At 65.6% G+C, this 14,264-nt stretch carries 2 protein-coding genes and 1 pseudogene; 1 reads left to right on the top strand and 2 read right to left on the bottom strand.

The features are described 5' to 3' along the window. Window positions 1–26: 26 nt before the first annotated feature. Window positions 27–263: pseudogene (locus H040_RS25775) on the bottom strand (phosphopantetheine-binding protein); the annotation flags it as partial. A 101-nt stretch (window positions 264–364) separates the two neighbouring features. Here H040_RS25775 and H040_RS25770 point away from each other — a divergent pair. Continuing rightward, window positions 365–1,180: an RHS repeat-associated core domain-containing protein gene (locus H040_RS25770; RefSeq protein ID WP_081784361.1), complete on the top strand. Its 816-nt coding sequence runs from the start codon at window positions 365–367 to the stop codon at window positions 1,178–1,180. A gap of 102 nt (window positions 1,181–1,282) precedes the next feature. Here the strand turns inward: H040_RS25770 and H040_RS25765 are convergent, their stop codons facing one another. Then, on the bottom strand, window positions 1,283–14,224 hold the full coding sequence (locus H040_RS25765) for a non-ribosomal peptide synthetase (protein WP_027921289.1): 12,942 nt from the start codon (window positions 14,222–14,224) through the stop codon (window positions 1,283–1,285). Window positions 14,225–14,264: the final 40 nt, after the last annotated feature.

Genomic DNA, 14,264 nt, shown 5'->3' with positions numbered 1-14,264 from the left:
CGCCGCCCCGCAAAACTCAAGACATACTACAGCCCTTCCAGCTCGGCCATCAGGTCACTGAGCCGATCCGCCTTGCCCTCATCCAGCTCACTGCCCTGCAAGCCGCGCACATTCTCGGCCAACGCCTCCACCGTGCTGCACTCGAACATCGCCCGCAGCGGCACGTTCAGCTGCAGCTGCTTCTGCACCCGCGCAGCGATCTGCCTGGCCAGCAGCGAATGCCCGCCCAGCTCGAAGAAGTTGTCAGGCAACCCAAACCGTTTCAGTAGAGCGTTGGCCAGACCTATCAATTTTGACAGTGGCCCTACGTTTGAGTGCAGATGATACTCCGTCTGACTTCTGCCCCGTAATCAGGACCAAGGCCATGGACTACAAAGGTGACGCACCTTCAACCTTAAAGCCTCAAAGCACTGGGTTCGGCCGTACAGCACTTCTATCGACAGATAATAAAGGGTCGGTGCTTTTTGCCGCTGACGAAAGTCATGCATACGCCCCCTTTGGATACTTAAATAACCTCAAATCACACGTGCTTTACTACAATGGACAATTGCCAGATGCCCTGACGCAGCGCTATCCATTGGGAAACGGCTATCGCCACTACAGCGTACCTCTCATGCGTTTCATATGCCCGGACAGTCTAAGTCCTTTCGGCGCCGGTGGTATCAATGCATACGCTTATTGCGCCGGAGACCCGATCAATCGGACTGATGAATCAGGGCATACCGGCATTCTGACACCCCTGAACCCGCGGGCATCCCGCAATCCATTCAGTGGCTTTGAAAATTGGAAAAGTTACCCCGGGATTTCATCAGGTCAGCGCAAGCACATACTGAAGCTGGAAAAACGCATAAACAAAGCACGTCGCTTTGCAGAACACATCAACAACAATCCCGAAGCACATGATCAAATCGAGAACTCTAATTCCCGGCAGCGCTATGAGAGCAATAGAAAGAAGATTGAGACTAGCTTCTTAAAGCTGGAAGAAGGCAGGAGCATGTGGAATACCGGCAGACAACCAGGACAACCCTTTGATCTCGATGAAGTCCCTGATGTGCAAAACATACAACCCACACTCGCCGACCCACTGCTTGATCCGCCACCGACTTACAGTGAAGTCATCACAAATATATCAAAGTACCCACCAGCTTCAAGTGAAGCCAAACTCATTCGTTCAACCTAAACCATTCAAAGCAAAATGCTCGGCATGCACTGAGTCCGAAATGGCCGGGGCTGCTTTGCAGCCTTCTGTGGCGATAGGGGCGCAAAGCGCCCCCCGTACGGTCTACAGCCCTTCCAGCTCGGCCATCAGGTCACTGAGCCGATCCGCCTTGCCCTCATCCAGCTCACTGCCCTGCAACCCGCGCACGTACTCGGCCAACGCCTCCACCGTGCTGCACTCGAACATCGCCCGCAGCGGCACGTTCAGCTGCAGCTGCTTCTGCACCCGCGAAGCGATCTGCGTGGCCAGCAACGAATGCCCGCCCAACTCGAAGAAGTTGTCATGCACCCCGACCCGCCCGGCCTTGAGCACTTCGGCCCAGATACCGGCAAGCACCTCTTCAAGCTCATCCCGCGGCGCCAGGTAGGCCTGGCTGTGCTGGCCACCGATTTCGATGGCCGGCAGTGCCTTGCGGTCGAGCTTGCCGTTGGCGTTGTGCGGCAGGCTGGCGAACCAGGCCCAGTGCAGCGGCACCATGTACTCCGGAAGTTCGGCACGCAGGCGCTGCTTGACCTGCTCCAGCAACGCCGCATCGGCGAGCACGCCCTGGTGCGCCACCAGGTAGCCAACCAGGTGCTTGCCATTGGCGCTTTCCTGCACCCCCACCGCCGCATCGCGAATCTCGGCCTGCTCGTGCAGACGCGCCTCGATCTCGCCCAGCTCGATACGGTAGCCACGGATCTTCACCTGGTGGTCGATGCGCCCGACGTACTCAAGCACCCCGTCCGGGCGCTGTCGTGCCAGGTCACCGGTACGGTACAGGCGTTCGCCCGGCGCCCCGTGCGGGTGCGGGATGAATGCCAGTGCCGTGCGCAGTGGGTCGCCGACATAACCGCGACCGACGCCAGTACCCGCCACACACACCTCACCCACCGCACCCAGCGGCACCAAGGTCTGGTCTTCGCCATACAGGTACAGGCGGTTGTTGTCGGTCGGCGTGCCGATCGGCAGGTAACTGCCACGGGTCGACGCCATGTCGACGCGGAAGAAGGCCACGTCATCCGAGCACTCCGCCGGCCCGTAGGCATTGACCAGGCCAATCTGCGGATAACGCTGCAGCCATTGCGCAGCCAGCTCCGGCGGCATTGCTTCGCCGGTCGGCAACATCCAGCGCAAGCCATCCAGCGCCTGATGATCGTTGGCGAGCATGCCCTGAATCAGCGATGGGACGCTTTCCAGCACGCTGATGCCGGTTGCCTGCACATGCGCCAGCAAACCTTGCGGGTCATGGGCGATGGCGTTCGGCACAATCTCAACCCGGGCCCCGAACAACGGTGCGGCGAGGAACTGCCAGACCGAAATGTCGAAGCTCTGCGAAGCGGTCTGCGCGATCACGTCGCGCTCGCTCAAGGCCAGGTAGGGCAGCTTGCTCAACTGGTTGTTGAGCATCCCGCGCTGCTCGACCATCACGCCTTTGGGCAGCCCGGTGGAGCCGGAGGTGTAGATGACGTAAGCCAGGTTGTCCGGACCACTGTGGATGCCAGGGTTGTGGCTGGCGACGCTGCTGCCCTGCACTTCTTCCCACACCAGCAACTGCGGCCGCGCCACACTCGCCAGGTCATCCAGCAACTGGCGCGCCTGCTCGGCACAGGCCGCGCTGCACACCAGCACCGGCGTGCGGCTCAGCTCGACAATGCGCTGCAGGCGCGCCGACGGCAGGCCCGGGTCCAGCGGCAAATAGCCGGCGCCAGCCTTGAAGCTGCCGACGATCATGCCCAGCAACGGCAAGCCCCGCTCGGCCAGCAAGGCGACCGGCTGGTCGATGGCCACGCCCGCTGCGACCAGCGCATGGCCGAGGCGGTTGGCCGCAAGGTTCAGCCCGGCGTAGTCATACGACGCATCCAGGCAGCGGGCCACAGTGCGCTCAGGGTGGGCAGCCACCTGCGCTTCGAACAGTGCCACGTAGCTCTGCGTCAGCGGGTAGGCGCGCTCGGTGCGGTTGCAGTCGTCGAGCAGGAAGCGTTGTTCAGCCTCGCCCAGCAACGGCAATTCGCTCACCTCACCGTCAAAGCCTTGCACCAGCGCCAGCAACAGGCGCTTGAACTCGGCCAGCAGGCGCTCGACGGTCGGGTAGTCGAAGTAGCGCTGGTCGAACGACAGGTGCAGGCCCAGGTCGTCGCCCGGGTAGCACACCGCCGTCAGCGGGAAGTTGGTGTGGGTACGGCCAGAATCGGAACTGGCATTGAGGTGCTGGGCGTGGTCGAGCACCGCGGTTTCCACCGGTGCGTTCTCGAACACGAACAGGCTGTTGAACAGCGGCTGCCCCTTGGGCAGTTCGCTACAGTCCTGGATTGCCACCAGCGGCAGGTACTCGTACTCGCGCAGTTCCATGTTGCGTTCCAGCACAGCTTGCAACCACTGGCGCACGCTGCAGCGCTGGCCCGGCTCGGGCAGTTGCACGCGCAGGGCGATACTGTTGATGAACAGGCCGACCGTGCGCTGCATCTGCGGCAGGCTCACCGGGCGCCCGGCCACGGTCACGCCGAAGGCCACGTCGCGATCGCCGCTGTAGCGCGCCAGCACCAGCGCCCAGGCCGCCTGGGCGAAGGTGTTGATGGTCAGCTGATGGGCCTGGGCCAGTTCACGCAGGCGCACGCCGTCGCTTACCTCCAGGCGGGTATAGCAGTCGCCCACAACCATGCCGTCACCGGCGTGATCGTTGCGCAGCGGGCGGTCGCTGGGCAGCGCCGTGGCGCGTTCGAAGCCGGCCAGGCTGGCCTGCCACCAGTTGCGCGCTTCGTCCATGTCCTGGCGCTGCAGCCAGCCGATGTAGTCGCGGTAGCGCGGCGGCACCGGCAACTGGGCCTGGCGGTCTTCGCCGAGGGCCTGGTAGAGCTCGAAGAAGTCGTTCATCAGCAACGAACGGCACCAGGCATCGATAAGGATGTGGTGGTTGCTCATCATGAACCAGTAGCGCTCATCATCGACCCGCACCAGGCGCAGGTGGAACGGCGGCTCCTGCAGCAGTGCAAAGCCCGCTTCCCGCTCCTGCTTGTGCAACACTTGCAGGCGCGCCTCCTGGGCCGCTTCATCAAGGCCGCGCCAGTCCTGATAGTCCACCGGCGTGTTGCCCGGTTTATGAATGATCTGCAGCATGGTTTCGCCGGCGTTCCAGCTGAACGAGGCGCGCAAGGCCTCATGCCGTGCCACCACGGCCTGCCAGGCCAGGGCGAAACGCTCGGGGTCGAGCGCGCTGTTGATGCGGTAGCGGTCCTGCATGTAGTAGAGGCCGGTGCCCGGTTCCAGCAGGGTATGCAGCAGCATGCCCTCCTGCATCGGCGTCAGCGGGTAGACGTCTTCGATCTGCGTGGCCGGGACCGGCAGTGCGTCGATCTGCGCCTGGGTCAGGTGCGCCAGCGGGAAGTCCGATGGCGTGAAGCTGCCGTTGCCATCGGCCAGGCAATGGCCGATCAGGGCCAGCAGCTCCTGGCGATAGGCCTCGGCCAGCTGCGCGATGGTCCGCTGGTTATACCGCTCGCGGCTGAAGGTCCAGCGCAGTTGCAAGGCACCGCCGTAGACCTGCCCATCGACACTGAGCCAGTTCGGCAGCGGCGCATCCAGATCGTGGGCCAAGCCTGCCGGTGCATCCAGCGGCAGGAACAATGCGGCCTCGTCGAACTGCTGATCGAACTGGCCCAGGTAGTTGAAGGTGATGCGCGCCTGCGGCAACGCCGCCATGCGTTCGCGGCTGGCAGCATCGCCCAGGTAGCGCAGCACGCCATAGCCCAGCCCCTTGTGGGGCACCTGGCGCAGCTGTTCCTTGATGCACTTGAGCGAAGTGGCGCGCGCGGCATCGTCGTCGCCAACCTGCGGGTTCAGGCGCAGCGGGTAGGCATTGGTGAACCAGCCGACGCTGCGGGTCAGGTCCATGTCTTCGAACAGGCCGTCGCGGCCGTGGCCTTCAAGCTGCACCAGCACTTCCTGGTCACCACTCCAGCGGCACAGGGTACGCGCCAGTGCGGTCAGCAGCAGGTCGTTGACCTGGGTGTGGTAGGCCGCCGGTGCCTGTTGCAGCAACTGCCGGGTCTGTTCCACGTCCAGGCCGATGGCCAGAGTGTCGGCATGCCGATGCAGGTTGCCACCCTGCGGGTGATCGCATGGCAGCCCATGGCGCACGCTGCCGAGCTGGCCTTGCCACCAGCCCAGTTCGTCGCGCAGCGAATCGCTGCCGGCGTAGCTGGCCAGGCGCGCGGCCCAGTCGGCCATGGCGTGGGTCTTGGCCGCCAGTGGCTGGCCGCGATACAGCGCTTGCAGGTCTTCGAGCAGCACGCGCCAGGACACCCCATCGACCACCAGGTGGTGGATCGCCAGCAGCAGGCGTTGCGCGCCCTGTCCATCACTCACCAACAGTGCGCGCAACAGCGGGCCCCGTTCCAGGTCAAGGCTGCGTTGCACGTCGGTATACAGCGCCTGGCAGTCGGCGAAGTCGGCGACCGTTGCAGTCCACAACAGCTGCTCGGCAGACAGCGCGGCGAACGCAGCGTGGCCTTGGGTGAATCGCAGGCGCAGGCTGTCGTGGTGCGTCACCAGCCCGGCCAGGGCCTGCTCAAGGGTGGCACGCTCCAGTGGCTGGCGCGCGTCCAGCAGCACCGCCTGGTTCCAGTGCTGCGGCTGGGCCACGTCACGGTCGAAGAACCAGTGCTGAATCGGCGTGAGGCCGCTGCGCCCCTCACGCGCCCCCTGGTCGATACTGCTCGGCGCCGCGCTGCGGCTGACCACGGCAGCCAGGGTCTGGATGGTCTGGTGCTGGAACAGGTCGCGCGGGGTGAACTGCAGGCCCAGCTGGCGAGCGCGGCTGACCACCTGAATCGACAGGATCGAGTCGCCACCCAGTTCGAAGAAGTTGTCCTGCACACCTACGCGGGACGTGTTGAGCACTTCGCGCCAGACTTGCGCCAACTGCTCTTCCAGCTCATTGGCCGGGGCCTGGTAATGCTGGCGCGCCTGCTCCAGGTCCGGTGCCGGCAGTGCACGGCGGTCGAGCTTGCCATTGCCCATCAGCGGCAGGCGTTCGAGCAGCACCAGGTGCGCTGGCACCATGTAGTCCGGCAGGTGCTGACGCGCATCGGTCTTGACCGCTTCGCGCAGCCTGGACTGGGTTTCGCTGTCGGCAGTGGCCTGCGTGCACACCAGGTAACCAACCAACTGCTTGCCGCCCGGCAGGTCAAGGGCCAGGACCACAGCCTCGTCGACATCGGCATGCGCCTGCAGGCAGCTTTCGATTTCGCCAAGTTCAATGCGGAAGCCGCGAATCTTCACCTGCTGATCGGCGCGGCCGATGTATTCCACCAAGCCATCGGCGCGCAGGCGCACCAGGTCGCCGGTGCGGTACAGGCGCCCGCCGTCATGGCTGAACGGGTCGGCGACGAAGCGCTCGGCGCTGAGGCCCGGGCGGTCATGGTAACCCTGGGCCAGGCCGGCACCGCCGACGTAGAGTTCGCCGATCCCGCCTTGCGGCAGCAGGGCCAAGTCTTCGTCGAGGATGTACGCCGTGCGGGCACCGATCACCCGGCCGATCGGCACGCTGCCAGCGTCGGCGGGCATCACCTGCGGCGCCAGGCAGGCCAGTGGCATGACCACGGTTTCGGTGGGGCCGTAGGCGTTGAAAAACTGCTGCGGGACAAAGGCCTGGCGGATGCGCTGCAGGTGCTCGCCGGTCAGCGCTTCGCCGCCGGTGATCACCAGCCGCACCGGCAACTGCTCACCCTGCCCGGCCAGGTACTGGGCCAACTGGCTGCCATAGCTCGGGGTGAAGCCCAGAACGCTCACCTGCTGCTCACGCACCAGCTGGCAGATGTCCTCGGCACCCCATTGGCCCTGGGCACGCAGCACCACGCGGGCGCCACACAGCAGAGGTACCAGTAAACGCTCGCTGGCTGCATCGAAGTTGATCGAATAGAAGTGCAACTCGCAGTCATCGCTGCGCATGCCGAAGGCGTCGATCACCGCCTGGCAATGCATGGCGATTTCGCCATGGCTGACCACCACGCCCTTGGGCTTGCCGGTGGAGCCGGAGGTATAGATCAGGTAAGCCTGATGCTGCGGCAGGTTGAGGTTGTCCAGCGGCGCATCGCTGTAGGCCGACAGGCTTGCCGCGTCGTCTTCAAGGCTCCAGCGGGCCACGCCGTCGGGCAACTCACCGAGGTTTTCAAGCAGCGCTTGCTGGCCCAGCAGCAGGCCGATGCGGCTGTCTTCGATCATGTAGCGCAGGCGGTCGAGCGGGTACTCCGGGTCGAGCGGCACATAGGCGCCACCGGCCTTGAGAATGGCCAGGAGGCCGACCACCATCTGCAGCGAACGCTCAAGCGCCAGGCCCACACGCACCTGCGGGCCGACCCCGCGCTCGCGCAGGGCACGCGCCAGGCGGTTGGCCTGCTGGTCGAGCTCGGCGTAGGTCATGTGCTGGCCGGCGAAGGTCAGCGCCCCCGCGCTGGGCGTACGCGCAGCCTGGGCGGCGAACAGGCCGTGAATCGTCTGGTCGAGTGCGAAGTCCTGCTCGCCTTGCAACTGGCCGATCAGCACCTGTTGTTCGGCATCGGCCAGCATCGGCAGCTCGCACAGGCGCTGCTGCGGGTTGTCGAGCAGGCCGACCAGCAGTTGCTGCCAGTGCTCGGCCATGCGGGCGATGCGCGGCTCGTCGAACAGGTCGCGGCTGTAGGTCAGGCAGCAGCCCAGGCGGCCGTCGAGGTCAGTGACCTCCAGGTACAGGTCGAACTTGGTGGCACTGGCGTCGTTGACCAGGTAATCCACCTGCATGCCGGCCAGTTCACGGCTTTGCTGGAAGGCCCAGCGCTGCACGTTGCACATCACCTGAAACAGCGGGTTGTAAGCACTGCTGCGCGGCGGCTGCAGGGCCTCGACCAACTGGTCGAACGGCAGGTCCTGATGCGACTGGCCTTCGATAGCGGCCTGGCGTACCTGGTCGAGCAACGCGGCAGCTGTCATTTGCCCGTCCAGTTCACAGCGCAACACCTGGGTGTTGAGGAAGGCACCGATCAGGCCTTCGCTTTCCGGGCGGATACGGTTGGCCACTGGCGCACCGATGCGCAGGTCGCGCTGGCCGCTGTAGCGGTGCAGCAACGCAGCCAGCGTGGCGGTCATGGTCATGAACAGGGTCAGCCCACGCTGATTGTTGAAGGCATGCACGCGGGCGACCAGCGCCGGGTCGAGGTCGAAGCGGTACAGCTCGCCGCGGTGGCTCTGCACAGCCGGGCGCGGGCGGTCGGCGGGCAGCGCCAGCACCGGGTGGTCACCGCCGAGGCGGTCTTTCCAGTAGGCCAGCTGGCGTGCGCCCTCGCCGCTTTCCAGCCATTGCCGTTGCCACACGCTGTAGTCGAGGTATTGCACCGGCAGCGGCGCCAAGGGCGACTCACGGTCATCGACGAAGGCTTCATAGAGCTCGCCCAGTTCGCGGGCGAAGATGTCCATGGCCCAGCCTTCGGTGACGATGTGGTGCAAGGTCAGCACGAAGTAGTGCTCACGGTCCTCGGTCTTGGCCAGGCACGCGCGCAGCAGCGGGCCACGCTCCAGGTCGAACGGCTGGTGGGCCTGGTCGTCGGCCAGTTGTTGCAGGCGCTGTTGACGGGCCTGCGCCGGCAGGGCCGTGAAGTCCTGCCAGTCCAGTTGCAGCCCGCTGTCGTCGGCCACGCACTGGTACGGCACGCCATCGATGCTCGGGAAGGTAGTGCGCAGGCTTTCGTGGCGCACGATCAGTGCCTGCAGGGCGCGTTCGAAAGCATCCACATGCAGGGCACCACGTAAACGCGCCATGCCGCCAACGTTGTAGGCGGGGCTGTCTGGTTCCATCTGCCAGAGGAACCACATGCGCTGCTGCGAATACGACAGAGGCACGGCCTGGCGGCGGTCGACCAAGGCGATTTCGCCTTGCCGATTGCACTCACCGGCAGCGCGGATGCGGGCGATTTCTTCACAGAACGCAGCCAGCTCGCTGGCGTCGAACAACGCCTTGAGCGGCAGCTCGACATCACAGGCCTGGCGGGTGCGCGAGACAATCTGGGTGGCCAGCAGCGAGTGGCCGCCGAGGGCGAAAAAGTCATCGTGCAGGCCAACCTGCGGCAGGTTCAGCACCTCGCGCCAGATGGCTGCCACCTGTTGCTGCAACGCAGTCTGCGGCTCGACATGGGCACGCTGCTGCCACACGGGCGCCGGCAGCGCCTTGCGCTCGACCTTGCCGCTCGGGCCCAGCGGCATCTGCGCCAGGCCGATCAACTGGGCCGGCACCATGTACGCCGGCAATTGCGCGGCCAAGGCAGCCAGCAGGGCCTCGGACTGTGCCGTGCCACTGTAGTAACCGACCAGTTGCGCACCGACGGCGTCCTGGTGAATCAGCACCAGTGCCTGTTCGACACCCGGCTGGGCCAGCAGGCAAGCCTGCACTTCTTCCGGCTCGACTCGGAAACCGCGCACCTTGACCTGCTGATCGAGGCGACCGAGGTATGCCAAGGCCTGGTTCTGCACCTGCCAGCGGGCGCGGTCGCCACTGCGGTACAGGCGCGCGCCATTGCCGTCGGCCTGTGGCACGAAACGCTCGGCCGTCAGGCCCGGCCGGCCCAGGTAGCCACGGGCAAGGCCCGCTCCCCCCAGGTACAGCTCGCCCGGCACGCCAGGCGCGGTCAGTTCAAGCTCATCGTCCAGTATCCGGCAGAGCACGTTGCCCAACGGGCGACCGATCGGCGAGCGTTCACCATCTTCTGCCTGGCACTGCCAGTGGGTGACGTTGATGGCGGTTTCGGTCGGCCCGTAGCGGTTGTGCAACTGCACCTGTGGCAGCAACTGCAGCACACGGTCACGCAGGTTCGAAGGCAGCGCCTCGCCACCGGAGAACAGCCGGCGCAGGCTGCTGCAGCCAGCGGCCAGCGGCTCCTGCACAAACACCTGCAGCAGCGGCGGCACGAAGTGCAGCGTGGTCACGCCATGCGCTTGCACCAGCGCGGCGATGCGCTGCGGGTCGCGGTGCTCGCCGGGGCCGGCCAGCACCAGCTTGCAACCGCTGATCAGTGGCCAGAAACACTCCCACACCGACACGTCGAAGCTGATCGGTGCTTTCTGCATCAGCACGTCGCTTTCATCCAGCGCATAGCTGGCCTGCATCCACTGCAGGCGCTCCGCCAGGGCGGCATGGGTATTGCCAACGCCCTTCGGCTGGCCGGTGGAGCCGGAGGTATAGATCACGTAGGCCAGGTTGTCGCCCTGCAAGTGCAGGCCCGGTGCCTGGCTTGGCCAGCTGTCCAGGTGCAACTGGTCGAGGGCGATGGCGCTGACGCCGTCCACCTGCGGCAATGTGCCGAGCAGGCTGCTGTGGCTGAGCAGCAGGCTGGCCTGGCAGTCGCCAAGCATGTAGGCCAGGCGCTCGGCCGGGTAATCGACATCCAGCGGCACATAGGCACCGCCAGCCTTGAGGATGGCCAGCAAGCCGACCAGCAGTTGCGGCGAACGCTCGACAGCGATGGCCACGCAGGTGTCGGGGCCGACGCCTTTGTCGCGCAGATAATGCGCCAGCCGGTTGGCCTGCTGATGCAGCTCGGCGTAGTCGAGGCTACCGCCCTCCCAGACCAGTGCAGTGCGCTGCGGCGTCAGGCGGGCCTGTTCATTGAGCTGCTCGACCAGCAGACGCTGCGGCGCGGCCGCAGGCGCCTGCCCCCATGCCAACAGTTGTTGGCGCCCCTGTTCATCCAGCAGTTGTACGTCGCCCAACGGCAATTGCGGCTGCGCGCAAACTTGCTCGAGCAGCGCCAGCAAGTGCTGGGCCAGGCGCTTGACGGTGCTGGCTTCGAACAGCTCGGCAGCGTAGTCGAAGGCCAGGCTAAGGCGGCCCTGGTGGTCTTCCTCACTGTGCAGCTGCAGGTCGAACTTGGCTTCGCGGCTGTGCCATGGCAGCTCTTCGGCGAGCAGGCCCGGCAAGCGGCGCAAAGCGCAGAGGTCGCGCTGCTGGTGGTTGAACATGACCTGGAACAGGCCCTGCTCGCGCGCCTCGGGCAGCGCTTCGAGCAGTTGCTCGAACGGCAGGTCCTGGTTGGCCTGGGCGCCGAGTGTCGCGCCACGCACCTGGGCCAGCAGTTGAGTGAACGGCAGGCGGCCATCGAGCTGCGCACGTAGCACCTGGGTATTGATGAAGAAGCCGACCATGCCCTGGGTTTCCTGGCGCGGGCGGTTGGCATTGGGCACACCGACGCGGATGTCACTCTGGCCGGTGTAGCGATGCAGCAGGCCCTGCCAGGCAGCCAGCAGGACCATGAACAGGCTGGCCTGCTGTTCGCGGGCCAGGCCCTTGAGGGCGTCGCCCAGCTTGGCCGGCACTTTCACGCTCAGGCGCGCGGCACGGTTTTCATGCTGGCTGGAGCGCGGCTGGTCCGGGTACAGGTCGAGCACTGGCGAGGTATCGCCCAATGTGGCTGTCCAATACTCCAGCTGGCGCGCACTTTCGCCCTCGGCCAGCCATTGGCGCTGCCAGGTGCCGTAATCGGCATAGCCCAGGGTTAGCGGTGCCAGCTTGGCGTCCAGCCCCTGGCAATGGGCGGCATAGAGTTTGGCGAACTCGTCGAGCAGGATGTTCAGCGACCAGCCATCGGCGATGATGTGATGCAAGGTCACCCACAGTTGGTGGTCTTCATCATCCAGGCGCACCAAGGTTACGCGCAGCAGCGGGCCATTGATCAGGTCGAAGGGTTGCCGGGCCTCGTCCTCGCGACGCGAGGCCACCTGTTCAGGCGCCAGCCCTTCCAGGTCCAGACGCTCAAGGCTGAATGGCTGCTGCGCCAGCACACGCTGCAACGCCATGCCGTCTTCTTCACTGAATACCGTGCGCAACGATTCGTGACGCGTGACCAAGGCTTGGAACGCCCGCTCAAGTGCGGCCTCATCCAGCTCCCCGCGCAGGTGCAGCCCCGCAGGAATGTTGTAGGCCGCAGACTGCGGCTCAAGCTGCCAGGTCAGCCAAAGGCGGTTCTGTGCCAGCGACTGCGGCAAGGCCTGGTCGCGGTTCAACGCCGTGATAGCGCAGGCTTCACCGGCGCCTTCCGCCAGGATGGCTGCCACGCCAGCGCAGTACTCGGCCAGCGTTGGTGCTTCGAACAAGGTACGCAGGCTCAGCTGGATACCCAGCTCATCAGCCAGGCGTGCAGTGACCTGCGTGGCAGCGATGGAGTTGCCGCCCAGCAGCAGGAAGTGATCGTCAGCGGCAACCGTCTCGACCCTGAGGACCTCGCGCCAGACTCCGGCGATGCGAGCCTGCAGGTCATCGCCCGTTGCCGTAACTGCAGCCTGCCCGGTAGCGATGGGGAAGCGCGCATAGCAATCCAGGCTGCCATCGTTCATGCGCAGGCGGCAGGCCGAACGCTGCAGCTTGCCGCTGGAAGTCTTCGGCAATGCGCCCGGGTTGAGCAGCAGGACCACGGCCGGCGCCTGGCGACAGGCATCGGCGATCACCTTGCGCAGGGTCTTGATCAGGTCCTCGGGCTTGACGGCTTTCTGCACATTGCGGCTGACCTCTACCGCCACGCCGATGCCCTCCTGGCCCTGGTCGTCGACCGCGAACACGGCCACCCGGCCCTTGCGCAGCACTTCGACCTCACGCTCCAGGGTCTTTTCCAGGTCTTGCGGATACAGGTTCTGGCCACGGACGATCAGCATGTCCTTCAGGCGGCCGGTGACGAACACTTCGCCGTCACGCATGAAACCAAGGTCGCCGGTACGCAGCCAGGTCTGGCCATCACTTTCGACGAAGGTACGCGCCGTGGCTTCAGGGTTGCGCCAGTAACCCAGGGCAATGCTCGGGCCGCCGGCCCAGATCTCGCCGACCTGGTTGTCGCCCAGTACCTCAAGTTGCTGTGGCTCGACGATGCGCACCGCGTGGCCGGGCTGCGGGTAGCCACAGCTCATCAGCACGCTGCCCTTGCCGGCTTCGGCACGGTGGGCGGCGAACGCCTCGGCATCCAGCTCCAGCGCGCCGATACCCTGCCCACGGCGGCTGCCACTGACGAACAAGGTGGCTTCGGCCAGGCCATAGCTGGCAAAGAAGCTGCCCGGCTGGAAACCGCAGGCAGCGAACTTGCCGGCGAAGGTGGCGAGACTGTCCTGGCGGATCGGCTCGGAACCGGAATAGGCCACACGCCAGCGGCTCAGGTCGAGGCCGGCCAAGGCCGCCTCGCTGACCCGTTCGCTGCACAGCCGGTAGGCGAAATCCGGCCCGCCGCTGATGGTACCGCCGTACTCGCTGATCGCCTGCAACCAGCGCAGCGGCCGGGCGAGGAAATAACCCGGCGACATCAGCACGCACGGTACGCCACTGAAGATCGGCTGCAGCAGCCCGCCAATCAGGCCCATGTCGTGGTACAGCGGCAGCCAGCTGACGATCACGTCGTCGGGGTTGAGGTCGATGCCGAAGCCCGAGCGGATCAACTGCTCGTTGGCCACCAGGTTGCCGTGGCTGACCTGCACGCCCTTCGGTAGCGCGGTGGAGCCGGAGGTGTACTGCAGGAAGGCGATGTCGTGCGCCTGCAACTGCGGCTCGCGCCAACTGCCCGCCAATGCCGGGTCAAGCGTATCCACAGCCAGCAGCTCGGGGGCGTTGTTGCCGCTCAGGGCCTCCAACCCCTGCAGGCTGTCGTGCAGCGCGGCAACGGTCAGCAGCAGGCGCGGCTCGGCGTCATCGATGATCGACAGCAGGCGCTCCTGGTGATGCTGGCGGGACGACTCCGGTGGGTAGGCCGGCACGGCAATGACGCCGGCGTACAGGCAACCGAAGAACGCCGCCACGTAGTCCGGGCCGCTGGGGAACAGCAGCACGGCCCGCTCGGCAAACCCGGCGCGGGCCTGCAGCGCCGCCGCGATGGTGCGCGCACGGGCGTCCAGGTCGCGATAGCTGAGCACGGCCTGCTCGCCGGGGGCATCGGCCAGAAAGCGCAGGGCGATGCGGTCCGGGGTCAGCGCGGCGCGTTGCGCCAGGGCCTGGACCAGCGAGAGCGGGAGTTCGAAGGCGTCCGTCATGGGGGGTTCCTGCCAGTGTCTGGTTGAGTCGGGCTGGCTG

The sequence above is a fragment of the Pseudomonas sp. URMO17WK12:I7 genome, assembly GCF_003269045.1.
Taxonomy (GTDB): Bacteria; Pseudomonadota; Gammaproteobacteria; order Pseudomonadales; family Pseudomonadaceae; genus Aquipseudomonas; species Aquipseudomonas putida_J.
The sequence above is the reverse complement of the archived record's forward strand: the minus strand, read 5'-3'. Positions and strand labels throughout refer to the sequence as shown.

What these genes read in the sequence shown, in the direction of transcription:
- H040_RS25770 (WP_081784361.1), top strand. Translation starts at nt 365, where the DNA reads ATGGACTACAAAGGTGACGCACCTTCAACCTTAAAGCCTCAAAGCACT.
- H040_RS25765 (WP_027921289.1), bottom strand. Translation starts at nt 14,224, where the DNA reads ATGACGGACGCCTTCGAACTCCCGCTCTCGCTGGTCCAGGCCCTGGCG.